Annotated in this window: 22 protein-coding genes and 1 pseudogene; 14 read left to right on the top strand and 9 right to left on the bottom strand. The window is 66.2% G+C overall.

The window, feature by feature from the left end; all coding sequences use genetic code 11:
* The 6 genes and pseudogenes from TSB10P1A_RS04965 to TSB10P1A_RS04940 all read right to left on the bottom strand — a co-directional run.
* Positions 1–300: pseudogene (locus TSB10P1A_RS04965) on the bottom strand (ATP-binding protein); the annotation flags it as partial.
* Positions 301–363: 63 nt separating this feature from the next.
* The gene (locus tag TSB10P1A_RS04960) at positions 364–2598 is read right to left on the bottom strand and encodes a DDE-type integrase/transposase/recombinase (protein ID WP_208987010.1); all 2235 of its coding nucleotides are present in this window, start codon (positions 2596–2598) and stop codon (positions 364–366) included.
* A complete protein-coding gene (locus TSB10P1A_RS04955) occupies positions 2598–3053 on the bottom strand; it encodes a hypothetical protein (protein ID WP_186386799.1) in 456 nt (151 codons plus the stop codon). The genes TSB10P1A_RS04960 and TSB10P1A_RS04955 overlap by 1 nt, the downstream gene beginning before the upstream one ends.
* A complete protein-coding gene (locus TSB10P1A_RS04950) occupies positions 3053–3907 on the bottom strand; it encodes a ParB/RepB/Spo0J family partition protein (protein WP_256376646.1) in 855 nt (284 codons plus the stop codon). The genes TSB10P1A_RS04955 and TSB10P1A_RS04950 overlap by 1 nt, the downstream gene beginning before the upstream one ends.
* Before the next feature lie 73 nt (positions 3908–3980).
* Positions 3981–4223, bottom strand: coding sequence for a hypothetical protein (locus tag TSB10P1A_RS04945; RefSeq protein ID WP_186386797.1), 243 nt, complete (start codon positions 4221–4223; stop codon positions 3981–3983).
* A gap of 154 nt (positions 4224–4377) precedes the next feature.
* Positions 4378–4680 (bottom strand): helix-turn-helix transcriptional regulator, encoded by a 303-nt coding sequence (locus tag TSB10P1A_RS04940; protein ID WP_186386796.1) that lies wholly within the window; start codon positions 4678–4680, stop codon positions 4378–4380.
* Positions 4681–4844: 164 nt separating this feature from the next.
* Here TSB10P1A_RS04940 and TSB10P1A_RS04935 point away from each other — a divergent pair, with 164 nt between their 5' ends.
* The 4 genes from TSB10P1A_RS04935 (at position 4845) to TSB10P1A_RS04920 (ending at position 6574) form a co-directional block, all read left to right on the top strand.
* Positions 4845–5354, top strand: coding sequence for a helix-turn-helix transcriptional regulator (locus tag TSB10P1A_RS04935; RefSeq protein ID WP_186386795.1), 510 nt, complete (start codon positions 4845–4847; stop codon positions 5352–5354).
* Between the two features lie 108 nt (positions 5355–5462).
* A complete protein-coding gene (locus TSB10P1A_RS04930; RefSeq protein WP_186386794.1) occupies positions 5463–6002 on the top strand; it encodes a hypothetical protein in 540 nt (179 codons plus the stop codon).
* A gap of 183 nt (positions 6003–6185) precedes the next feature.
* Positions 6186–6383, top strand: coding sequence for a hypothetical protein (locus TSB10P1A_RS04925; RefSeq protein ID WP_186386793.1), 198 nt, complete (start codon positions 6186–6188; stop codon positions 6381–6383).
* Positions 6384–6385: 2 nt separating this feature from the next.
* Complete coding sequence (locus TSB10P1A_RS04920) at positions 6386–6574, top strand: helix-turn-helix domain-containing protein (RefSeq protein WP_186386792.1); 189 nt, start codon at positions 6386–6388, stop codon at positions 6572–6574.
* Between the two features lie 509 nt (positions 6575–7083).
* Here TSB10P1A_RS04920 and TSB10P1A_RS04915 read toward each other — a convergent pair.
* On the bottom strand, positions 7084–8361 hold the full coding sequence (locus tag TSB10P1A_RS04915; protein ID WP_186386791.1) for an FAD-binding oxidoreductase: 1278 nt from the start codon (positions 8359–8361) through the stop codon (positions 7084–7086).
* A gap of 116 nt (positions 8362–8477) precedes the next feature.
* On the opposite strand from TSB10P1A_RS04915, the gene TSB10P1A_RS04910 reads away from it, so the two are divergent.
* Complete coding sequence (locus tag TSB10P1A_RS04910; RefSeq protein ID WP_186386790.1) at positions 8478–9365, top strand: LysR substrate-binding domain-containing protein; 888 nt, start codon at positions 8478–8480, stop codon at positions 9363–9365.
* A gap of 91 nt (positions 9366–9456) precedes the next feature.
* Here TSB10P1A_RS04910 and TSB10P1A_RS04905 read toward each other — a convergent pair whose 3' ends face one another.
* Positions 9457–10965, bottom strand: coding sequence for an aldehyde dehydrogenase family protein (locus tag TSB10P1A_RS04905; RefSeq protein ID WP_186386789.1), 1509 nt, complete (start codon positions 10963–10965; stop codon positions 9457–9459).
* A 253-nt stretch (positions 10966–11218) separates the two neighbouring features.
* Between TSB10P1A_RS04905 and TSB10P1A_RS04900 the strand changes: the two genes are divergently transcribed.
* Positions 11219–12118 (top strand): LysR family transcriptional regulator, encoded by a 900-nt coding sequence (locus tag TSB10P1A_RS04900; RefSeq protein ID WP_186386788.1) that lies wholly within the window; start codon positions 11219–11221, stop codon positions 12116–12118.
* A gap of 43 nt (positions 12119–12161) precedes the next feature.
* Here TSB10P1A_RS04900 and TSB10P1A_RS04895 read toward each other — a convergent pair whose 3' ends face one another.
* A complete protein-coding gene (locus TSB10P1A_RS04895; RefSeq protein ID WP_186386787.1) occupies positions 12162–12986 on the bottom strand; it encodes an IclR family transcriptional regulator in 825 nt (274 codons plus the stop codon).
* A 234-nt stretch (positions 12987–13220) separates the two neighbouring features.
* Here TSB10P1A_RS04895 and TSB10P1A_RS04890 point away from each other — a divergent pair, with 234 nt between their 5' ends.
* The 8 genes from TSB10P1A_RS04890 (at position 13221) to TSB10P1A_RS04855 (ending at position 22110) form a co-directional block, all read left to right on the top strand.
* A complete protein-coding gene (locus tag TSB10P1A_RS04890) occupies positions 13221–13610 on the top strand; it encodes a hypothetical protein (RefSeq protein WP_186386786.1) in 390 nt (129 codons plus the stop codon).
* 36 nt (positions 13611–13646) lie between these two features.
* Positions 13647–14495 carry an alpha/beta fold hydrolase gene (locus tag TSB10P1A_RS04885; RefSeq protein WP_186386785.1) on the top strand — a complete coding sequence of 283 codons (849 nt, stop codon included), beginning with the start codon at positions 13647–13649 and terminating at the stop codon, positions 14493–14495.
* A gap of 196 nt (positions 14496–14691) precedes the next feature.
* Positions 14692–15474, top strand: coding sequence for an N-acyl homoserine lactonase AttM (gene attM / locus TSB10P1A_RS04880; protein ID WP_186386803.1), 783 nt, complete (start codon positions 14692–14694; stop codon positions 15472–15474).
* Positions 15475–15513: 39 nt separating this feature from the next.
* Positions 15514–16686 (top strand): ABC transporter substrate-binding protein, encoded by a 1173-nt coding sequence (locus TSB10P1A_RS04875; RefSeq protein WP_208985288.1) that lies wholly within the window; start codon positions 15514–15516, stop codon positions 16684–16686.
* Between the two features lie 67 nt (positions 16687–16753).
* Entirely contained in the window at positions 16754–18568 is a 1815-nt protein-coding gene (locus tag TSB10P1A_RS04870; protein ID WP_186386784.1) for a sugar ABC transporter ATP-binding protein, read from the top strand.
* Complete coding sequence (locus tag TSB10P1A_RS04865) at positions 18565–19983, top strand: ABC transporter permease (RefSeq protein ID WP_244292990.1); 1419 nt, start codon at positions 18565–18567, stop codon at positions 19981–19983. Before TSB10P1A_RS04870 ends, TSB10P1A_RS04865 begins: the two co-directional genes overlap by 4 nt.
* Positions 19980–21359, top strand: a complete 1380-nt coding sequence (locus TSB10P1A_RS04860; protein ID WP_244292988.1) for an ABC transporter permease — start codon at positions 19980–19982, stop codon at positions 21357–21359. The genes TSB10P1A_RS04865 and TSB10P1A_RS04860 overlap by 4 nt, the downstream gene beginning before the upstream one ends.
* 46 nt (positions 21360–21405) lie before the next feature.
* Positions 21406–22110, top strand: coding sequence for a bacteriorhodopsin (locus tag TSB10P1A_RS04855; protein ID WP_186386783.1), 705 nt, complete (start codon positions 21406–21408; stop codon positions 22108–22110).
* The last annotated feature ends 20 nt before the right edge of the window (positions 22111–22130 follow it).

Raw genomic sequence — 22130 nt, 5'->3', positions numbered from 1 at the left:
CTGCGCCACGGTGCCGCGCGGCCGGGGCTGCCCCGCCTCCTGCAGGATGGCTTCGCAGAGCGGCTTTGCCCGCCAGTAGTGGCGGACCTCGACATAGATTGCGCCAGTCCGGTTCATGGCGTACTGCGCGGCGACGCTCTTCCCGTAGCCGCTGTCGCCCGAAAAGACGCCGATCCCCGGCAGTCCGACCATGCGCGAGCGCAGCGCCTCGATCATCATCATCAGGGTCGCGACATTTTTCAGCGGCGCGATGGACCCGCCGGACCCACCCGTCTTGACCGTGTGCTCGTTTGCCGTCATCATTCTCTCCTTCGTAAGTGCTTGGGGCTCCGGTTCGCCGGGGCTCCTTTTTTTTGGGCGGGCCTAGCCGCCGAAATCCTCATGCAGGGCCTGCAAAGCGCGGTATTCCGGGCCGGACCTGTAGCCACCCAGCCACATCGCATCCTCTGTGCTGATGGCCTCGCCGGCCTCGACACGCGCCATCAGGTCCTGCGCCCGGCGGAAGCGGAGCTGCGGCGTCTCCTGGCGGCGAAGTGGCGTGACCATCGGCGCGGAAGCGGCCGGCGCCGCCATCTCCTGGCGCATTTCGGCGAGCAGCTCCGCCGCGCGTTTGGGTTGCGCGGGGGGCTCGGCCGGCCTGGCCGCGTCCAGCGCGGCGGCAATGGCGGGTGTCGAGTGTTCCGTCTCGCGCTTGGGCAGCGGGACGACATTGGCGCTCTCGCGGGCGCGGGCGTCGGCCTTCTCCCGGTAGAGCTGCAGCGTCCGCTCGATGCCGGACGGCCCCTTCCTGATCCTGCGCAGCTCGGCTTTCGCGTCCCGCTCGCGATCGGCGAGGATCTGGCGCGCGACGTCCTTTTCGGCCCGCACGAAGGCCGGGCGGTTGATGTCGCGCAGCTCCGGGCAAATAGCGGTATCGAGAAACCGGCCATCGGCCGCCGAGAAGACGTAGACCTTGCCCATGTCGATCGGGTCGAGGCGGACGATCACGTCGGTGCCGGGCAGGATGCGGCCGGAGAGATAATACAGATGATCGATCCTGATCCCCTGGCCGGTCATCCTGCGCCGGCCGTCCCGGCCGGCCAGCGGCATCAGCAGGACATCCAGGGCGCGCTCGTCCACGCGGGCGATCGGAGCGGTCGAGGTGGCCGCCGCCTGCGCCGGCGTCAGCCCCTTCAAAGCCCCCTTGAAGCCGCCGTGAGGCCGGGCGTGGTAGTAGACCTCAAGCCACTCGTCGACATGCGCCTGCACCTCGGCTGCCGACAGCGCGACCTCGAAAAGCTCGGCGTCATCCGTGCCGAGGCGCTGGCTGAACGCCTTGCGCTCCTCGATCGCCTTGCGCTTGGCCACGTCATGGCCGACATAGCCGGGGAGCTGCACCGCGAACGTATGCTGAAACGTCTTGATGACGCGCTCGACATGCGCCTTTTCGGTCGGGCTGTACGCGGCCGAGACGTCGACCTCGATATCGAGATCGTCGAAAAGTTGGACGGTGGCCCGCGCCTTGAAATCGGAGCCATTGTCCGTTTTGACCGTCTTGGGCACGCCCCAGGCCAGCAGCGCCTTGCGGATCAGCAGACCCACGGCCGAGGCGCGGGGAGTCTTGGTGAGGGTGATGACCATCCGCCGCGTGGCGATATCGATGCAGGCATACATCGAGTGCCGGCCGTCCGTGCACAGCGCATCGACCGGCGAGGCGTCGATCTGCCAGAGCTGATTTGGCTCCCTGACCCACCGATAGGCACCCGTGCCGCGCAGGGCCATGGTCGAGCGATAGAGATCGGGATTGGTGTTTTTGGTGATGACCACCTTTTCGGCGGCGCGCAGCTCCCGGATGAAATGCTGGAATGTCCGCACCGGCGGCAGCGGCTTGACCTCGCCATGCCGGTCTGTGATCTCGGCGCCGAACTCGCCCTCGCAATAGTCGCGGATCATCTCCGCCGACAGGGCCGGATTGCGGAGGATCCATGCGAGGATATAGGCCCGCATCCGGCCGCCTTCGGCCGTGGCGAGCAACCCCTTGCCCTTGCGGGCCGCTGCGGGATCGTGCCCGAGCGCGGCGCTGCCGGCGATCGCGCGCGCCTGTCGCCAGCGCATCAGCGTCCGGGCGGACACATGCCTGACCACCCCCGCCGCCCATTCGGGCAGCGGCACACGGCCGGCATTGTACATGTCGGCAAACAGGCTGTCGGTCCCGAGCGCGCCAAGGTCGAGCATCTGCCGGAAGCGATCGGCGAGGCGCAGGATCGTCACCCGCGCGTCCCGTGTCAGCCGCGCCCGATCGGTGAGATCTCCGCTGCCCCGCAGGTCTGCCGGACTGTCACCGTCCCTGAGCGCCAGCGCCGGGCCGATCTGGCGCGACAGATACCCAAGCCGCACGTCCAGCGGCAGGAGATCGAGGTGGTACTCATACCCGCTGCCCTCGCTACCGGAGCGCTGGCGCACGAGAGCGTGGTATCGGTGCCAGCTTTCCCGGTCGGCGAGAGCATTCACGCCGCGCTTGGTTTCCGGCATTCCCGGCATGTCGCCAGCGGCCGCGAGGCTGGCGATCTCCGCCGCCGTGAACCAGACCTGCACCTGCGTCGGGCTCTGCGCGTTCATCAAACGGCCCCCCACTTGGCCTTTTCGGCGGCCTTGAATTTCTGGATTTTCGCCTCGGCCTCTTCGGCCAGATGCACATTGATGAGCGCGCGGTAGCGCGCGTCGACCGCCACCAGTCCGAACCGCTCGGCCACGAACCCGACAAGGTCTGTGCAGCCGGTCACCTCGATCAGCGCGAGGAAGCGCTCCAGCGTGATGCGATGCGCTTCCGCCCCTTCCGAGGCGTAGTTCGCCAGCATGTTTTCCGAGACCGCATAGCCGAGCTCTGCGGTCATCGCGGCAGCGATCTCAGGCCGCGAAAGCGACGACGATTTCAGGGCGAGCGCGACGGCCTGGCTGATCTGCGAGGCCAGCCGCGAGCCGCGAATGGCGCCGGGCTCGAACCCGGCGGCCACTTTCGGCGGCTCCCAGGACAGCAGGTCCCCCGTCAGGTCGTCTTTGCGCGCCTTCACCATCAGAGCGCACCTTCCTCTTTCAGCATGTCGAGGATCTCGGCCTGATGCGCGCGCACGAAGGCGCGGCGCTGCCGGACGGGAAACCGCCGCCAGCTGTCGGAAAACGAGCGGAACGCCTTCTCGGCCTGGTCTTCGGGCTTGCGCCCCTCGATCATGCCCAGCGCCGCCGCCACCGAGCCCGCCATCGGCGGCTCGCTGAGCACGTGATCCAGCACGGCGGGGCGCATCTCCCGCTCGACATCGGCGAGCGCGATCAACTCGGACTGATTGTCGGCAAGCCGCGTCAAGGCGACCCGTTCCCGCGTATCCGCGTCCAGCGTCGCGATCTTCAGGCAGCGCCAGACGGCGGTCTTTCCGAGCCCCAAAGCTCGCTGTGCTGCCTCATTGAAGGCGGCCGAAAATCGCTCGGCCGCGACTGCCATCGGGTCGGCGTCGGAATTGGTTCCAACTTGGAACGATTTCTTCCGACCCGGCTTCACCGCGCCCTGGGCCTGCTCGTAGATCTCGCGCCATGCGGCGACATCCATCGCCCTGTCCAGCGCCGAGAGCTCGCGGCGCATCAGGTTCTCGGCGATCTCCGCAAGCCGCAGGGCGGCCTCGTCGGCGAACGCATCCGCCGGTTTCACGTCGGCAGGGATAGCCTTCCACTTGAGCGCCTTCGCCGCGCCGAGCCGGTGGGCGCCCGCGATCAGCCGGAAACGCTTACCCGCCTCGACCACGAGGATCGGGATGCGGAGCCCCTGGCCGTCGATATCGGCGGCCAGCGCCGCCACCCAATCCGGGTCGACCTTGCGCCGGCCGGCGGGCACGTCGATCTGTGCGAGCGCGATCTCGCGCGGAGCGCCGGAGGTCATCGTGCGCCCCGATTGCTTTTCGGGCTCTTGAAATCGCATGGGCCGAGGTCGTTGGTGAGGGCGAAGGGCGCCATTAGCGTGCACCCTGCGGCCGGTAGACATAGCCGCGCCCGGCTTCATAGACGTACCCGTCAGCCTCGCCTGGAGACCGTTCGTTCCGGGTGTCGCCCTCGATCTCCCTAAGGGCCGTTTTCGTCCTTGTCAGGATATACAGCGAGGACTGCAGCTCGGCCCACACGGTGCGCAGGAGCATCAGGATCGTGCCCGCGCATACGAGGATGGTCATGCCAAGCAAGACAACTTCGTAGGGACGCATCACCCCATCCTCCAGACCAGCATGAGATCCGAAGACACTCCCACAAACAGCAGGAACGCCGCGACCGCGAGGCACAGGACGGCGGCCGCCGCCAGGTCTTGCGGGTCCGGAAGCATGTCAAGGACAGCCTGCAGTGCTGACAGGACCGGGCGCATCACGCCGCCGCCCTGTCAGACGCGGAGGCCGCTTTCTGACCTTCTGCCCGGCCGTATTTCTTGCTATCGAAGATCCGGGCTTTCGTGATCGGATACCGGTCGGGAAAGAGCTGCTCGACAGGCACATTCAGGAACTCGGCGATCGCCGCCTCGGCTCGGCGATGGGTGCGCTTCCAGACGTGGCTGAAGCTGTTCTGCGTCATGCCGACGCTCTCAGCCAGGGCCGTCAGCGTCATGCCTCGCCGATGCAGCTCGGCCTTGATAGAGTGCTGGTCCCAGACGGGACCCGTGCCAGACTTCATGGGAGACTCCTTTGGGTGAAACCGGCCTGTTGCAGCAGGCCGGTTTCTTTGGAACGCGATGTGTGACAACAGCCCCGAATCACGGGGCGTAAGGCAGGTATATTCCATATGTGGAACTCGATCAATCCACATTTGGAAGTCAATAAAAGAGTGGGGTCCCTGAAATGGAACCTCACCTAGAAGCTGGCTTCCTGGATCGGCTCAAACTCGCAATCAAGGAATCGGGGGGACCAAAGCTCGCGGCCGAGCGGACAGGCATTCCGCTCGGCACCTTGAACAAGTACTTGGCCGGCACATCTCAACCGCCATTCAACAACGTGGTGAAGCTGAGCCAGTCGCTGGGGCGGAGCTTGGAGTGGCTTGCTACGGGCGAAGGAGAGATGCTCACCGATGCGGGTCAGGCTCCGCCTCCCGTGCGCGCAATCGATCCGGCACTATTTCGCCAGGTCGGCCGCCTTGTGGCGCGCGTGCATAAGGAGGAAGGCGTCAGGCTGCCGCCGGATGCCCTGCTTGGCGAACAGGCGGACGCCTATAACGCTGTCATAACGCGTGCTGAGGACCCTGCCGATCCGGCGGAGCTAGAGGCGCTCCTGCCGTGGCTGGAGGCGCGGCTGCGTAGGAGGCTCCAGACGGCTGCGGCTGCGCCGGGCACCGGTAAACGTCCGGCCTCATGATCGTCCACACTACAACGTCGATCCCGTAGTCTTTTCCGGCCTTTGCCGGAATTGCAATCGTCGTACAACTACGCTCATTGGTAGCAATGGGGTTTGGGGGAACAAATGATGAAACGCGCAGCTCTGGTTCTACTGCTGGCGGCGGGTGGCTGCCAGACGGGGCAACATCAATCCAGCGAGCGCAATCCTGCTGTTCTGGAAGATGGCTACTATGTCCGAATGTACTACGATGGCAGCGCATCTGTTTCCAACAGCCCAGATACAAGCGTCGAGCATTGGTCCATCGACTGCCGCATTGACAAGATGAGAGATAAGCGGAGGTGTAGCTTTGACAGAGCCACGGGGGGTGTTCTGGTCTATTATGGATTTTCTGCAACGCCTCAGAGCATCTGTATCTCTGGGCATGACTTTCCTGGTCGGCGTGGGCAAATTCGTGTCGACAAGCATCAGCCGATCACCACGGATCGAGATGGTTGTGTTCCCGCAGGCCGGATCCTGTCTCAGCTCAAAACGGGATCTCAACTTCTGACCCGGCGCTATCGCTGGCCGTATGACTATCCCGTCGACACGAGCACGTATCTCGAAGGCTTCAACAAAGCCATGACCATTGTCGACAGGATCCGGTCCGGCGGTCAAAAATGGGACTGATGAGTGGCCACCATGAGCATGTGCGCCAGATCGGGCTGGTGCTCTAGCGGAGCCCCGCCGGATAAAAATAAGCCTGAGACTTATTTTTTGTTTGACATCACTAAGTCTCAGACTTATATTCAAGTCATCAGCAAGGGAGCTGGTGACCGGCGCCTCCCGGAAATGAGGGGCGGAGACAGACAGATGACCAAGATCACCAACCAGCACGGCGCAGAATTCGACATGGACGCAGTCGCCAACATGATGGACGACGACATCCGCGAGGCTCTGCACTCTCAGGGCTTCGACAGCGATCAGGCGTTCTTCGATGCCTATTGCTCCGCCCATGAAGACAAGTTCGGTGAAGAATTTGCCTTCAACACGCGCAATCCGCAGGTCTGATCATGACCCCCGCAGATCTCCGCGAGATCCGCACCAAGCTCGGCCTAAACCAGGTCGAGCTTGCCGCCGCCCTCGGCCGCCATCCGGTGACGATCTCGACATGGGAGCGCGGCACCAAGCCGATCCCTGAGACGGGCGAGCTGCGCCTCGCGCTGGCCGCTCTGCTGGCCGGTCTGGAGCCCGTCGAATAGGCGCTTTCGGCGCGATTTGAAATTTCCCACCATCAACGCCTCTCAGAGCCCGAGTTTCGGCCGACTCCGGCAGAAATTAGCCGTTTTTTCATGGTGGGAACTCAGCGGCCTATCCGGCATTTCTGTTCCCACCATCAAATCGACGATTGGCGGATTTCTGCCATTTTTAGCCTGGGAAACTCGGCGCCAACTGGCTTTTTCGGCCCCAATTGCCAAGTGATCTTGCGCGGCCGATCCGATCAACGGCACGCGGCTTTCCGCCGCACAACCCCGTCAAACCCCGCACAAATCCTTGATTTCCCACGGTGTCTCTGCCTGTTTCCGGCCCTCCTCGGGTCTCCCCGGATCTCCCCGTCAATTGCCAACTGTTCTTGCGGGTTACAGCAAGCATTCCAGTCCGCGGCCTCAGTCCACGGCCTGAAGGGCGCACTACCTCCCACACAGGCTGCGTGCAGGCTGCGCGCGCCGCTGCACCGCGCCGCAAGAACGGGCGGACGGGCCCGCCCGCGTCAGGCGCCGCCCCTCGCCTTGACGGCATGGGTCAGGACGGCGCCCATCTCGTAATAGGCCTCGCGCACGGGAACGAAGCTCTCGCGGTGGCTGGTCACCGGCGCGACGGGCAGGACGGTGTCGTCGCCGGTCAAAAGCGCCTCGGCCGCAAGCGTGCCGAAAGTGGTGCCCGGCCCGATCCCCCGGCCGGAATAGCCGAAGCAGGCCAGGGCCGAGGTGCCGAAGCGCAGGATCTTGGGGATGTGATCGCCGGTCATGGCGATGCGGCCGGACCAGTCATGTTCGAACGGCAGGTCGCCCAGTTCCGGGAAGGTCTGACGCAGCTTGCGGCGCGCCCAGCTCATGTGGACAGCCCGTCCCGGCCCTTCCAGATTGCCGATGCCGCCGATGATGAAGCGGCCCTGCGCGTCCATGCGGAACGAGGACATGACCAGATCCGTATCCCAGCAGCCCTGGCGCCCCGGCAGGATGCGCAAGCGCAGGTCCTGCGGGATCGGCACGGTCGCGGCCTGGAAATAGTTGACGGCGACGATCTCCGGGCGTGTGCCCATGTCGATCCCGTCGAAATAGGCGTTGGTCGCCAGCAGCAGGCTGCGCGCCCGCACCGGCTGACCGTTCACGCTCAGATGCCAGTGCTGGTCCTCGCGCCGCACCCGGCTGACGCGGCTGTGCTCGAACACCTGCGCCCCCGCCGAAATTGCCGCCCGCGCCAGACCCAGCGCATAGGACAGCGGCTGGATCGTACCCGCACGCGGATCGAACAGCGCGCCGTGAAAGGCCCTGCTGCCGGTGCGGCGGGCCGCTTCCGCCGCATCCAGCAATTGCAGCGGCCAGCCGAGGGCCGTACCCTGGCGGTGCCGCTCGGCCAGATCGCGAAAGCCGGCAGGCGCATGAGCCAGATGCAGCGTGCCCTGCCGCGTCGCCTCGCACTCGATGCCCTCGCGCTCGATCAGCGACCACACCCGGCGCGGCGCATCGGCCAGCAGCGCCATCAGCCGCCCGCCCGCCTCGGCGCCCATTGCCCTGACGACCTCTTCGGGGGGCAGCCAAAGCCCCGCATTGACCAGCCCGACATTGCGCCCCGAACCACCGTGGCCGAAGGTCTCGCCCTCGAACACGGCGACCAAGGCGCCGCGCCGCGCACCCTCCAGCGCCGCGGCCTGGCCGGTGAAGCCGCCGCCGATGATCGCCAGGTCCACGTCCAGCGGGCGGTCCAGCGCCGGTGCCTCGACCCGAACAGCAGAACTCGCCCGCCAAAGATTTCCCTTGCTGGTCATGGAAGCGTCCCCGAACGTGCCCGCCTGATCCGGGCGATTTGACATTGGCGTGAGCATAAATCGCGAAACCTGCTAAAAAAGCGCGATTTCGTCACCGATACTCAAGGAAAACTCACATGATTGCGCCGCGTCGGTTCCTGCCCTCAATCCCCTCGCTGCTGGCACTGGAAGCGGTGGACCGGCTGGGGTCGGTGACAGCAGCGGCGCAGGATCTGGCGCTGACCCATTCCGCCGTCAGCCGTCAGTTGACCGTACTGGAAGAGCAGCTTGGCGTCGAACTGCTGCGCCGCGAAGGGCGCGGCGTCCGGCTGACCGACAGTGGCCGCGACTATGCCCAATCCGCGCGGAACTGCCTGCAGGATCTGGCCGACGCCAGCTTGCGCATCCGTGCCGCCGGGACGCGGATCAGCCTGAACCTTGCCATCCGCCCGGCCTTCGGCATGTCCTGGCTGGCGCCGCGGCTGCGCATCTATGCCGCGCGCCATCCCGAGATCTCGATCAATCTCGGCACGCGCCTGAAGCCTTTCAACTTCGCGCAGGAGCGCTTCGACGCGGCGATCCACTTCGGGCTGCGCGACTGGCCGGGCATGTGCTGGCTGGATCTTGCCGGCGAAGAGGTCATCCCCTGCTGTGCTCCGACCCTGCGGCCAGACCGCATCGACGATCCGCAGGCGCTGCTGGCGCTGCCGCTTCTGCATCTGGAAGGCCGCCCCGGCGCCTGGGAGGAGTGGTTCCAGGCCCAAGGAACCGAGGCCTCGCGCCTGCGGGGCATGCTGTTCGACCAGTTCGCCACCCTGGCCGAGGCGGCGGTGCTGGGCTTTGGACTGGCCCTGCTGCCCCGCCCCATGGCCGAGGCCGAGTTCCATCGTGGCCGACTGGTGCCGGCCTTCGATCGCTATGCCCCCACGCAGGGCCGCTATGCGCTGGTCTGGCCCGAGGCGCGCCCGCCCTCGGCCGCCCTGGCGGACCTGATCGCGCTGCTTGAGGAGCTGCGCGAGCCCTGATCCCCGGCAGTCTCGCGCCGGGGAAGACACGACACAGCCGCCACTGGGCGGGAGCCCGGCGGCGGCCTGCATCGCGGGGTCTTGCCTCGCCTCAGATGTCGAACTTGACGCCCTGGGCCAGCGGCAGCGCGGTGGAGTAGTTGATCGTGTTGGTCGCGCGGCGCATGTAGCCCTTCCACGCGTCCGAACCGCTTTCACGGCCGCCGCCGGTCTCCTTCTCGCCGCCGAAGGCGCCGCCGATCTCGGCGCCCGAGGTGCCGATGTTCACGTTGGCGATGCCGCAATCCGAGCCGGCGGACGACAGGAACATCTCCATCTCGCGCATATCCAGCGTGAAGATCGAGGACGACAGGCCCGCGCCCACTGCATTGTGCTGGGCGATGGCGTCGGTCAGGTCCTGGTAGCGCATCACGTAAAGGATCGGCGCGAAGGTCTCCTCCAGCACCGGGCCGGTCTGGCTGGGCATCTCGACCAGCGCCGGGCGGGCGTAATAGCCGCCCTGGCCGACGGTGACGCGCTCGCCGCCATGGACGGTACCGCCGGCCGCGCGGGCAGCATCCAGCGCCGACTGCATGGCATCGAAGGCGGCCTTGTCGATCAGCGGGCCGACCAGCGCATCGGTCTCCAGCGGATTGCCGACGCTGACCTGGCCATAGACCTTGATCAGTTTCGGCACGATCTGATCGTAGACGCTGTCATGCACGAACAGCCGCCGCATCGTCGTGCAGCGCTGGCCCGCCGTGCCCATGGCGCCGAAGGCAACCGCGCGCAGCGCCATGTCCAGATCGGCGGACGGCGTGACGATGCCCGCATTGTTGCCGCCCAGTTCCAGGATCGCCCGGCCGAAGCGCGCCGCGACCTTGGGACCGACGATCCGCCCCATGCGGGTCGAGCCGGTGGCCGAGATCACCGGCACGCGCGTGTCCTCGACCAGCGCCGCGCCGATCTGCGGGCCGCCGATCAGCACCTGCGACAGGTTCGCGGGCGCATCGCCAAAGCGCGCCAGCGCGCGGTCCAGGATCGCCTGGCAGGCGAGCGCGGTCAGCGGCGTCTTCTCCGAGGGCTTCCAGACCACGCTGTTGCCGCAGACCAGCGCCAGCGCCGCGTTCCACGACCAGACCGCGACCGGGAAATTGAACGCCGAGATGATGCCGACCACGCCCAGCGGATGCCAGGTCTCCATCATCCGGTGGCCGGGACGCTCGGTGGCGATGGTCAGGCCGTAGAGCTGGCGCGACAGGCCGACGGCGAAGTCGCAGATGTCGATCATCTCCTGGACTTCGCCCAGTCCTTCCGAGGTGCTCTTGCCCGCCTCGATCGAGACCAGCCGGCCCAGGTCGCTCTTGCTGGCCCGCAGTTCCTCACCCAGCAGGCGCACCAATTCGCCCCGCCGCGGAGCAGGAACGCCGCGCCAGTCCAGAAACGCCTTGTGCGCGTCGGCGATGATGCGATCGGTCGTGGCGAGGTCATGGGTCGCGATGGCCGCGACCTGCTCTCCCGTCAGCGGCGAGAAGGTGGCCAGATCGCCGCCGGTCAGCAGGTCGGGCGAGAGGCTAAGCCGGGAAAAGATCTCGGCGGTGGCGGCGGTCAGCTTGGTCATCGGAATGTTCCCTTGTCGACGTTCAGCTATCGGCAGTCATGTATCGGTTTTCAGGCCCTGTCGGCGGCGCGGCGGCGTTGTCCAGGTCCGGTCACCGGCCTCACGCGTCGGGCCCGTTCCGGTCGAGCGGATCCGGTCGAGCCGTTCTGCGCCACGTCAGCTCCTTGAGCGGGTGATCGCATCTTGCATCTGCCTAAAGCATGGATCATCGATTGAATCGTGCTAATATCTCATGAGTTGATGCAGGATGCGCATGGATCTTCGCCGCCGACTGATACCCGACATGATCATGCTGCAGTCGTTCGACAGCGCGGCACGACACCTGAACTTTACCCGCGCGGCCGAGGAATTGCACCTGACGCAGAGCTCGATCTCGCGCCATGTCCAGGATCTCGAGGCGCAACTGGGCGTCGCGCTGTTCAACCGGGTGCGCCGTCAGGTCGTGCTGACGCCGGCGGGACTGCAATTCCAGCGCGAGGCGGCGCGGCTCTTGCAGGACAGCCGGACGATGATGATGCGCGCCTTGCACACCGGCGACAGTCCCGAGGTGCTGCGCATCGCCACGCTGCCGACCTTTGCCGGCCGCTGGCTGGTGCCACGCCTGCCCCGCTTCTGCGCCGACCATCCGGGCTTGCAGATCGACGTCATCACCTATGACGCTCCCTTTCCGCTGGCGCGGGAGCATTGCGACCTGGCCTTTCACTTCGGCGATCCGGTCTGGCCGCAGGGCGAGTGCCGTTATCTGTGCAGCGAGCAGGTCGTCGCCGTCTGCGCGCCGCAGCTCCTGCCGGACCCGGCCGAGCCGGTCGAGACGGTGTTGGCACGCCTGCCGCTGTTGCAGAATGCCGGTCGCCCGCTGCAATGGCAGGACTGGCTGACCCAGGCAGGGTTTGAACGGGATTTCAGCCTGCGCGGGCCGCGCTTCGACAGCTTTGCCACCACCATTGCCGCGGCGCAGGCGGGGCTCGGCGTGGCGCTGCTGCCCGACTATCTGATCGAGACCGAACTGGCGACCGGCGAGTTGCTGCTGCTGGATGCGCCGGCCCTCGTCTCCACCGCCGCCTATTACATCGCGATGCCCGACCAGAGCCCGCGCGGCCAGTTGGCCCAGGCCTTCGCGGATTGGGCCTGCGCGCAGGTCCGCAAGCGCTAGCCTTGCCTCACCCCCTCATGCGACCGAACACCGGAGAGGCGGATCACCCGCTCGCGGTTGCAGGGACGGCATCTGTCATCTGGTGCAACCCGATATTCGCTCCCATGCGATGTGACAGGCGCGCGGCGATGCGCTGGACACTGGCAATGATGCAATCCTGGCTGGTGTCCTCCAGCCGGTCGACCGGCAGGCTGACAGCGACACCCGCCATCGGCCGGTTGCGCGAATCGAGGACGGACGCACCAAAGCAGATGATCCCTTCGGCCACCTGCTGGTCGTCGACGGAAAAGCCGTTCTGCCGCACCAGCGCCAGTTCCGACAGCAGGGTATCGATGTCCTTGACGCTGTAGGGCGTGCGGGGCTCCGGAAGCCCCTCGGGATACAATCTCCGGACCTCGAACTCGCTCATATGGCTGAGGAAGGCCTTGCCGGTCGCGGTGAAACAGGCTGGCAGGCGCATGCCGGCGCGAAACTCGATGAGGGAGTGGGAAATGGCCGAATTCCGCGCCGCGATATACACGACCTCGCCCCCTTCCAGCACGGTCAGGGTAATGGTCGCACCCGGCAATTCGGTCTCTTCGTCCCACAGTGTGGCGAATTCGGCGGCGACATCGGACTGCTGAACGAAGGCGTTGGCCCAGCGCATCACATGCGGGCCGACGCGGAAGGTCTGATCCGGCCTGCGGATCAGCAGTCCCAGTTCCGTGAGCGTGTGGCACAGCGTATGCGCGGAGCTCTTGGCGATCTCGAGTTCCCGGGCGATCTCGGTGAGCGAGGGGGGATTTCTGGCGTGAGTCACGAAATCGAGAATCCGTATGCCCCGCTCCAGCGCAGGCACCAGCCGCGGCTTCAGCCCATCCGTCGCCATCCATTCCTCCTGTGCCCGCTGCAATCTTCGCGAGTGTTCTACGCCCCCCGCCCAGCTTGTCAATTCAGGCAATGTATCCGCGTTTTGTCCTTGACATGCGTCTAGCATGATGACTAACGTTCAGTCCACAGAAAAGAGTTCAGCATATTGAACCGAAATCGCCAAGGAGAACGCAGTTCTTCTTGAGGGTGGATTGGGCGGCACTCCTGGCGCCGCCTCCGGGGAGGAACAGCAATGGTGATGAGCCTGCGCGACTGGGCCGTGCGCTTCAGCGAGGCTTCGGATCGTGACGCCACCATCGGCGCGATGGCCAAGTATTTCACGTGCACCTACATGTGGGACATGGGCACGGCGAAGGTCATCGTCGAAATGATCGACGGCAAGGTCTATCGCATCAACACCGATCCCCGGCCGCTGGATGCCTACGACTTCGCCCTGCGCGCAAGTCCGGCGACCTGGCGCGAGTTCGCCCGCCCGGTTCCCGAGCCGATGTATCACGGCATCTGGGCAGCAAGTTTCCGCCGCGACCTGAAGATCGAGGGCAACACCCTCGTGATGATGCAGAACCTGCGGAACTTCACTGTCCAGTTCGAGCTCCTGCGCAAGGTCGGCGTTCCCGTCTGACCCCGCGTTTCAATCCCAGACCTGAAGGACTCCGGTATGGCCAAGCACTCGCCGGTCATCGGTCGCTATGTGACCATCGACGTCGACGGCTATGAATACAAGGTGTTCTACCTGCGCAACGGCCAGGGACAGCCCCTGGTGTGCCAGCATACGGCCGGCTGCCACAATCATCAGTGGCGCGGCCTGCTGGAGGACGAGGCGATCACCCGGGACTACGACGTGATCGCCTATGATCTGGCCCGGCACGGCAAGTCCGACCCGCCGCACAATCGCGAATGGTGGAAGGAGGAGTACCTCCTCACCGCCGATCACTACATGAAGTTCGTCGTCGCGTTCTGCGACGCGCTGGAGCTGAAGAACCCGATCTTCATGGGCTCTTCCTTCGGCGGCAACCTTGCCCTTCAGCTCGCCCTGCACCATCCGGACCGCTTCCGCGCCGTGATCCCGGTCGAGGCGGCGGAGCATGCCCCCGGCTTCTTCCTGGACTGGTGGCGGCATCCCCACGCCAACGCCGCTCAGGTCTGCGCCTCCGGCGTGTGGGATCTGATGGCGCCGCAGTCCCCCGACCAGGACCGCTGGCTGACCTGGCACTACTACACGCAAGGCTCCGAGGTGTTCCGGGGCGATCTCTATTTCTACTCGATCGACCACGACCTGCGCGGCCAGCTCGGCAACATCGATACCCGGCGCTGCCCGGTGATCATGATGACGGGTACCTACGACTATCTGACGCCCCCCGAAGCAACCGAGAACACCGCCCGCCAGATCCCCGGCGGCATCTACATCGAGATGGAGGACATCGGCCATTTCCCGATGTCCGAAAACTATCCGCTGTTCGCCGTCTACCTGAGGGAAGCGCTGCGCATCATCGAGGAGCGGACATGAGCCGCGCCGCCGCCGGAGGAGTGATCGCCCGATGAAGATCGTGGAGTTCGACGATAAGGGCCTGCGGGTCGAGGTCGAAGCGGATGGCGCCGGCGGCAGGAGCCGCGCGGACGGCTCGGCGCTTGCCCCCCGCCCGGTCTTCGCGCCGACGCCGGCACCGGCCGCAACGCCGGCGCGGCGGCGCAAGTCCTCGGGGATGGAGCTGCACATGTTCCAGACCGGCACGCTGCGCACCAAGCTCAAATACATCAAGATGAACCAGGGTGAGGAGGACTTCGAGATCCCCGTGCCGTGGTTCCTGATCCGCCACCCCAAGGGCAACGTGGTGATCGATGGCGGCAATGCCGCCGAGGTCGCCGTCGACAAGCGCGGACACTGGGGCAAGGTGGTGGATGCCTATGACCCGGTCATGGGCCTGTCCGAGAACTGCATCGAGCAGCTCAAGATGGTGGATGTGGCGCCGCATACGGTGCGCTACGTCCTGCAGTCGCACCTGCATCTCGACCACACCGGCGCCATCGGCCGCTTCCCGAAGGCCACCTATGTCGTGCAGAGGGCGGAATACGACTATGCCTTCCGCCCCCACTGGTTCTCCCAGGGCGCCTATATCCGCTCGGATTTCGACCGGCCGGGCCTCGACTGGAAGTTTCTCGGCGGCGACTACACCGACAATTACGACCTGTTCGGCGACGGCACGGTGCGGATGATCTTCACGCCCGGCCATTCTCCCGGACACATGTCGTTTCTGGTCACCCTCCCCCAGACCGGACCGGTGCTGCTGACCATCGATGCCGCCTACACCCAGGACCACTGGGAGGACCGGGCGCTGCCGGGACTGGTTCACTCCGCCGCCGATGCCGCCAACTCCGTCGCCAAGCTGCGCCGGATCGCGAAGGACACCGGCGCGATGGTCGTCACCGGCCACGACCCCGACGGCTGGGCCGCGTTCCGCAAGGCGCCGCACGACTTCTACGACTGAAGCCACGCCCCGAGAGAGGGCAACTGAGGAGGAAATAGCATGACGCTGAAAAGATACCTCGGCCTGACCGCAGCCCTGCTGGCCGTTGCGATCAGCCCGGCCCTGGCGGAAGGCCTCGACGAACTCAACCCCGCTGTCGTCGAGCGTCTCTACAACAAGGACATGCTCGACCCGATGCAGCCGGTCGGGCCCAGCGCCTGGCGCGAGTTCAAGGCGAAGAACCCGCCGCCGTGGAAGATCGGTTATGCCTCGTCCTATGCCGGCAACACTTGGCGCGCCGCCGCCATGGACGAGTTGCAGAACACCATCATTCCCGAATGGCAGGCGCTGGGGCTTGTGTCGGAGGTCGTCGTCACCCAGTCCAACCTGAACGACGCGACGCAGATCCAGCAGATGCGCCAGTTGGTCGACCAGGGCGTCGATGCGATCATCGTGTGCTGCTCGAACCCGACCGCGCTCAATGCCACCGTCAAGTATGCCGCCGACCGCGGTGTCCCGGTGTTCTCGATGACCGGCTACCTGACCTCGGAATACTCGGTCAATTCCTCGGTCAACTACCAGGTCGCAGGCTATGAGATCGCCCGGGAAGTGGTCGAGCAGCTCGGCGGCAAGGGCAACGTCCTGGTGGTCGAGGGCATTCCCGGCACCTCCGGATCCGACAGCCAGCATCGCGGCGTCCTTGCCGGACTGGCAAGCTCGCCCGACATTCGCGTGGCCGGCCAGGTCGCGGGCATGTGGACCGATCAGGTCGCCCAGGGCGAGGTCCAGCGCTGGCTTGCGACCAATCCCGGCCAGCTTGACGCGATCGTCGTCCAGTCGGCCGCCGAGATGGGCGTGCTGCGCGCCGTGCAGCAGTCGGGCCGGGGCAACATCCCCGTCGCGATCGGCGGCGAGCTGGGCGCGCTCTGCTACTGGCGCAAGAACCCCGACTACATCACCGCGGCCTATCAGGTCTGGCCGCCGGCCGACGAGATCCAACTGATCTGGAACATCATGATGCGCACGCTGCAGGGCCAGGGTCCGAAGGTGCAGTCGGTGCTCGTCGATCCGGTCAAGATCACCCACCAGGATCTCGCCGAGGTGATGGGCGAAGACTGCAACGAGGACAGCCCGGACTGGCTGGCCGTCGGAGCGAGCCGCTGGGGCCAGGACCCCGCCTATCTGGACGACTTCTTCCTGCGTCCGGCCGATCCGCGCGCCTACAAGCCGTGAACCGGATCTGAAACCGCGGGGCCGCACACCGTGCGGCCCCACCTTTCCACCTGACCGCCGGAACCCCATGGCCGACGCCGCTCTCCCCGCCGCAACAGCGAAGCCCGGCCGCGAGACCATCGCGGTTCGGAACGTTCGCAAGTATTTCGGGCCGACCCGCGCTCTCGACGGCGTCAACTTCTCCGCCCGGGCCGGCGAAATTCATGCCGTCGTCGGCGGCAACGGCTGCGGCAAGAGCACGCTGGCAAAGGTCGTTTCCGGCATCCTTCCGGTGGACGGCGGCACTGTATCGATCCTTGGCGAAAGCCCGTCCACCCCGGCCGAAAGCCGCGCACTCGGCATCTCCACCGTCTATCAGGAGGTGCTCGTTGCCGATGAGGCCAGCGTCGTCGACAACATCTTCATGGGTGCGGACACGCTCTTCACCAAGACCCTGGGCCAGGCGCAGAAGGTCGCCCGCGCCGCCCAGTTGATGGAAGAGCTTTCGGGGGAGCCGGTCGATCCGCACGCCCTCGCCGGCACCCTGCCCCTGTCCCTGAAACAGTGGCTCACCATCGCCCGCGCGCTTCTGTCGGATCCGCGCATCCTGATCCTCGACGAGAGCTCGGCGGCGCTCGACTTCGATTCCACCGAACGGCTGTTTTCCAAGATGCGCGCCCTGCGCGACGCCGGCACCACGGTGCTGATCGTGACCCACCGCATCGCGGAACTGGTGCGCATCTCGGACCGTGCCACGGTCATGCGCGACGGCCGCGACGTCGGCGTGCTCGAGCGGGCCGATATCACCGAGCGCAATCTCCTGTCGCTGATGACTGGCGAGGACCCTGGAACCGGGCACATGACGCAGGAGCCGGCCCGGCCGGCGACGCCGGAACGAGCCCTGCGCGCCGCCGCCCTCAAACTATGGCCGGCCAGCCGCAGCTTCGACTTCGACCTGCGCCGGGGCGAGATCGTCGGCATCGCCGGGCTGGACGGACAGGGGCAGGATGCCTTCGTGCGAGCGCTGGCCGGCGTCCAGCCCGCCCCGTCCGGCAGCGTTGAGGTGCAGGATCGGCACGGACACTGGCATCCGGTGCGCGCCCTTGCCGAAGCCGTCAAGGGACGCATTGCCTATGTCTCCGGCGACCGCAAGCGCGAAGGCATCTTCGCGTCGCTGTCGATCTTCGAGAACATGGTGATGCCTCTCTACCGGGAGAAGAAGCGTGCCGGCATCCTCGGCATCATCGACTGGGAAACCCTGAACACCACGTTCCGACGCGAGGCCGACAACCTGCTGATCAAGTTCGGCGTCAAGGAAGACCGCATCACCTCGCTGTCGGGCGGCAACCAGCAGAAGGTGCTGATCGGGCGCGGCTTCGCCATGCGTCCCGACATCATCGTGCTGAACGACCCGGCGAGAGGCATCGATGTCGGCGCCAAGAACGAGCTCTACAAGCACCTGCATCGCTTCGCGGCCGAAGGGCGCTCCGTCGTCTATCTGTCGTCCGAGATCGAGGAGTTCCTCGGCTTCGCCACCCGGGTGATCGTCTTCCGCGACGGGGCGCCATTCGATGCGTTTGACGGGCGCGGCCTGCGCGCCAATCTCGTGCTCGAGGCGATGTTCGGCCAGACCGACGGAAGCGGGCTCAACGCTGCCTGGGGGTTGAAGCCCGTCGCCGGCCGACCGGCCGAGACGCCTGCGACCGGCGACGGCGTGCGGGTCCGCGTCGACATCCCCGACCACCTTCGCGCCGCCGCGCCCCAGCCCCGCCCGCCAGCGGAAGGCCGTGTGCCGCAGGCGGCTCACCGGACGCCCTCCCCCGCAGCAACGCCCCCGGCGCGCCGTATCAAGATCGTCGAGTTCGACGCCGACGGTCGTCAGACCCGTGGAGGCCAGCGGTGAGCATCACCACGACAGGTCCCGGCGCCAGCGCTCGCAGCGACGCCCCCCGGCAGGGAGGACGGTCGAATCCGTTCCTGCTGATGCCGATCACCCTGTTCTTCGCGCTGCTGACGCTCGCCGTCCTGCGCTCGCCCAGCCTGACGACAAGCTATGGCCTCGGCGCGGCGGTGATCGTCGTCTCGCCGCTGATCCTGGCAACCTATGCGTTGATGGCCTCGGTGATCTCCGGACGCGGAACCGTCGACCTGTCGGTCGGACCGCTGATCGGCTTCATCAACGTCACGCTGATCCAACTGAGCGGCGCCGGCATTATCTCGTCCCCGATCGCGGTGTTCCTCTACGCCATCGCCGCAGGCGCGCTGTACCAGTTCCTGTTCGCCCTGATCGTCATCTATGTCCGCGTCCAGCCGATCATCGTGTCGCTGTCCGGCTATCTGGCCCTGTCGGGGATCAATCTTGTCATACTGCCGCGACCAGGCGGCCTTGCCCCGGAATTCATGGCCGAATGGGGCTACGGCACCACCATCTTCTCGCCGCCGCTGATCATCGTCCTGATCGCCACCGGCCTGTGGCTGCTGTTCACCGCAACCGCCTTCTACACCCATCTGCGACTGATGGGCTCGGACGAGCGCGCCGCCTATACCTCCGGCGTCCAGATCTCCGTCGTACGGATCGGCGCGCATCTGATTTCGGGCGCCTTTGCGGGGCTGGCGGCGATCTGCTTCACCGCCCTGATCGGCTCCGGCGACCCCTCGCAGGGCACGACCTATACGCTGATCGCCGTCACCGCGCTGGTGCTGGGCGGCGCGTCGCTGGCCGGCGGGCGGGCGGGCGTCTTCGGGTCGGCGCTCGGCGCGCTGAACCTCTACCTCATCACCTTCTCGCTCTCGACCTTCAACTTCGGCGCGGTGCAGAGCTTCGTCACCAATCTCGCCTATGGCACGATCCTGGTCGTCTCGCTGCTGCTGACGCTGCTGATCCCGGTGATCCAGCGGCGCATACCGAACTTCTCGCCGCTGCTCTACTTCGTCGCCCTGTCGGTGGTGGTGCTCGGCGTCATCCTGCATGCCAGCTTCGACTATCGCAGCCTCGGCGCTGCCGGCGCCGTCCTTCCCGGCCCGCTCGACATGCAGGCTGCCCTGACCGGGCCGCTGGAAATCGCCATCGTGTCGCCGGCAACCGAGGCCCTGCGCCTGCAGGCCGCGCCGCTGGTCCTTTCGGTGATCGTCCTCGCCGTGGTTGCCCTGTTCCTGCGCCTTGCGATCACCGAGGCCGGTCGGCGGCGTGAGATCGGCATGGCCACTGGTGTCGTCGTGGCGGCGCTGGTTCTGGCAATTGCCTGGGTGATGAGCAGCGAGAGACCGGCACCGCCCGCACAGACCGCAGCGCCCGTTTCGCAGGAGGTCGCCGAATGACCGACGCCGCCCGCGTTGCCCCGCGCACCCCCCTGCCGCTCGGCGCCCGCATCCTCGGCCTGGTGGCCGGCCTGATCCTGACCGGCATCGGCATCATCATGGGCTTTGCCGAGGCCGTCAGCGTGCAGTTGGTGATCCTGGCCGCCATCGCCACGCTCGCCCTGTGGATGTGGGGCTGGCACTATGTTCTTGGCCAGTTCTGGGAGATCGGCGGCGACAGCGAAGACGGCCCCGGTCCGATCCGCAGCCTGTGGAACAGCTATCGCTGGCCGCTTCTGGGGCTCGCCGCGATCCTGCTCGCGTTCCTCGTGCTCAGCGCGACCGTGACGGGTTTCTTCAATGTCTGGAACGTCATCTCGCTGCTGATCCTGCTGACGATTCTGGTCCTGACGCGCACGCTCGGCCGACAGTTCCAGCAGAATCGCTCCGCCTTCATCGGCATCATGGTTCTGTCGGGCCTCTTTTCCGTCGGCGCGATGAACATCGAAGGCTTCTCCTCGGCGCAGAACATCAAGTCGATGCTGCTCTTCGCGGCCTTCCTCGGGCTGGCCTCGGTCGGGCAGACCATGGTGGCGCTGCTCGGCGGACTGGACCTGTCGATCCCCTTCATCATCGGCGCGGCGAATGTCGGCCTGCTCTACCTGATCTCGCTCGGCGTGCCGCCCTGGCTCGCCATGATCATCGTGCTGACCGTCGGCGTCGTCCTGGGCGTCATCAACGGGTTCCTCAGTTACCGGCTGCAGGGTCAGGCGCTGATCGTGACGCTGGGCACCGGCTTCGCGATCTCCGGCGGCGTGCAGATCCTGACGTCGATCGGCACCGCCTATTCGGGCAACGTGTTCGGCACCGTTCCCAAATGGCTGGCCAACCTGAGCTCGATGAACGGCACCACGTTCGGCCTGCCTGTTCCGCCGGTGATCGTGATCTGGGCCCTCATCGCGCTGGTTCTGATCGTCGGCATGCGCACCACCGTCTATGGACGCTACCTCTACGCGCTCGGCGTCAACCGCACCTCGGCCAACCGGGTGATGATCTCGGAGCTGCGTTACTGGGTCTCCATGTACGCCCTGTCCGGCTTCTTCGCGGCGCTGACCGGATCGCTGTTGCTCGGCTGGTCGGGCGGCGGATTCATCGGCGTCGGCGACCAGTATCTGTTCCTGACGCTGGCCGCTGTCGTGGTCGGAGGCACCTCGCTGCTGGGCGGACAGGGCGGCTACGGCTTCACGGTGATCGGCGTCCTAGTCCTGCAGGTCCTGTCGAGCTTCCTTGTCGGGCTCGGCCTCAACTTTCAATGGCAGCAGTTCATCTTCGGACTGCTGATCCTGCCCATGGTCGCGCTCTATGCGCGCTCCCCGCACATCCGCACGCAGATCTGAGGCGGGACCATGGGCAACAGGCACATCCGCGAACGGAGGAAACGCGATGGCGGTTTATGAGACGGCCGACCTGACCGCGGCGAGCTATTCGGTGGCGATCTTCGGTCTTGCCGCGACAGCGGTGCTGCTGCTTCTCGGCACGGCCTGGGTGGGGCGGGCCTGGAAGCTGCCGGTGACGCTGTGCGCCGTTGCGGCCCTGGTGGGCGTCGCCGCGGCCTGGGAGGGACGGATCGCCTGGGGCGCGGCCGGACAGGTGCCGGTCGTCTATCACTATGTCGGCTGGGTCGTGTCGATCCCGCTGCAGGTGATGGCCCTCTACTTCTTCGCCGCCACCTCGCGGCGGCTCGGAGCCGGCCTGTTCTGGCGCCTCATCGTCGTCGCCGTGCTGATGGTCTTCGTCCGCTACCTGGGCGAGGCGGCCTATATGAACGCCACGCTGGCCTTCCTGATCGGGCTCGTGTTCTGGCTCTACATTCTCGGCGAGCTCTATTTCGGCGGAATGGACGACGCGGTGCGTGAGGCTGAAAGCGATGCGGTGCGCAGCGGCTATTTCTGGCTGCGCCTGATCGTCACCATCGGCTGGGCGATCTATCCGCTCGGCAATTTCCTGACCGCCTTCGCCGGCATCCCCGACACCGGGGAACTGACGGTGGCCTACAATATCGCCGACATCCTGAACCGCATGGCCTTCGGCGTCGCGGTGCTGGCCACCGGGGTGCTGTGCGCATCCTCGGAGACCCGCCGTGACTGACGCCATCGGTCATTCCTCTG

It is taken from the genome of Stappia sp. TSB10P1A (genome assembly GCF_900185725.1).
Classification (GTDB): domain Bacteria; phylum Pseudomonadota; class Alphaproteobacteria; order Rhizobiales; family Stappiaceae; genus Stappia.
Note: the sequence above shows the minus strand (reverse complement) of the source record. Positions and strands in the feature narration are given on the sequence as shown.

What these genes read in the sequence shown, in the direction of transcription:
- TSB10P1A_RS04960 (WP_208987010.1), bottom strand. Translation starts at nt 2,598, where the DNA reads ATGAACGCGCAGAGCCCGACGCAGGTGCAGGTCTGGTTCACGGCGGCG.
- TSB10P1A_RS04955 (WP_186386799.1), bottom strand. Translation starts at nt 3,053, where the DNA reads ATGGTGAAGGCGCGCAAAGACGACCTGACGGGGGACCTGCTGTCCTGG.
- TSB10P1A_RS04950 (WP_256376646.1), bottom strand. Translation starts at nt 3,907, where the DNA reads ATGACCTCCGGCGCTCCGCGCGAGATCGCGCTCGCACAGATCGACGTG.
- TSB10P1A_RS04945 (WP_186386797.1), bottom strand. Translation starts at nt 4,223, where the DNA reads ATGCGTCCCTACGAAGTTGTCTTGCTTGGCATGACCATCCTCGTATGC.
- TSB10P1A_RS04940 (WP_186386796.1), bottom strand. Translation starts at nt 4,680, where the DNA reads ATGAAGTCTGGCACGGGTCCCGTCTGGGACCAGCACTCTATCAAGGCC.
- TSB10P1A_RS04935 (WP_186386795.1), top strand. Translation starts at nt 4,845, where the DNA reads ATGGAACCTCACCTAGAAGCTGGCTTCCTGGATCGGCTCAAACTCGCA.
- TSB10P1A_RS04930 (WP_186386794.1), top strand. Translation starts at nt 5,463, where the DNA reads ATGAAACGCGCAGCTCTGGTTCTACTGCTGGCGGCGGGTGGCTGCCAG.
- TSB10P1A_RS04925 (WP_186386793.1), top strand. Translation starts at nt 6,186, where the DNA reads ATGACCAAGATCACCAACCAGCACGGCGCAGAATTCGACATGGACGCA.
- TSB10P1A_RS04920 (WP_186386792.1), top strand. Translation starts at nt 6,386, where the DNA reads ATGACCCCCGCAGATCTCCGCGAGATCCGCACCAAGCTCGGCCTAAAC.
- TSB10P1A_RS04915 (WP_186386791.1), bottom strand. Translation starts at nt 8,361, where the DNA reads ATGACCAGCAAGGGAAATCTTTGGCGGGCGAGTTCTGCTGTTCGGGTC.
- TSB10P1A_RS04910 (WP_186386790.1), top strand. Translation starts at nt 8,478, where the DNA reads ATGATTGCGCCGCGTCGGTTCCTGCCCTCAATCCCCTCGCTGCTGGCA.
- TSB10P1A_RS04905 (WP_186386789.1), bottom strand. Translation starts at nt 10,965, where the DNA reads ATGACCAAGCTGACCGCCGCCACCGCCGAGATCTTTTCCCGGCTTAGC.
- TSB10P1A_RS04900 (WP_186386788.1), top strand. Translation starts at nt 11,219, where the DNA reads ATGGATCTTCGCCGCCGACTGATACCCGACATGATCATGCTGCAGTCG.
- TSB10P1A_RS04895 (WP_186386787.1), bottom strand. Translation starts at nt 12,986, where the DNA reads ATGGCGACGGATGGGCTGAAGCCGCGGCTGGTGCCTGCGCTGGAGCGG.
- TSB10P1A_RS04890 (WP_186386786.1), top strand. Translation starts at nt 13,221, where the DNA reads ATGGTGATGAGCCTGCGCGACTGGGCCGTGCGCTTCAGCGAGGCTTCG.
- TSB10P1A_RS04885 (WP_186386785.1), top strand. Translation starts at nt 13,647, where the DNA reads ATGGCCAAGCACTCGCCGGTCATCGGTCGCTATGTGACCATCGACGTC.
- attM (WP_186386803.1), top strand. Translation starts at nt 14,692, where the DNA reads ATGGAGCTGCACATGTTCCAGACCGGCACGCTGCGCACCAAGCTCAAA.
- TSB10P1A_RS04875 (WP_208985288.1), top strand. Translation starts at nt 15,514, where the DNA reads ATGACGCTGAAAAGATACCTCGGCCTGACCGCAGCCCTGCTGGCCGTT.
- TSB10P1A_RS04870 (WP_186386784.1), top strand. Translation starts at nt 16,754, where the DNA reads ATGGCCGACGCCGCTCTCCCCGCCGCAACAGCGAAGCCCGGCCGCGAG.
- TSB10P1A_RS04860 (WP_244292988.1), top strand. Translation starts at nt 19,980, where the DNA reads ATGACCGACGCCGCCCGCGTTGCCCCGCGCACCCCCCTGCCGCTCGGC.
- TSB10P1A_RS04855 (WP_186386783.1), top strand. Translation starts at nt 21,406, where the DNA reads ATGGCGGTTTATGAGACGGCCGACCTGACCGCGGCGAGCTATTCGGTG.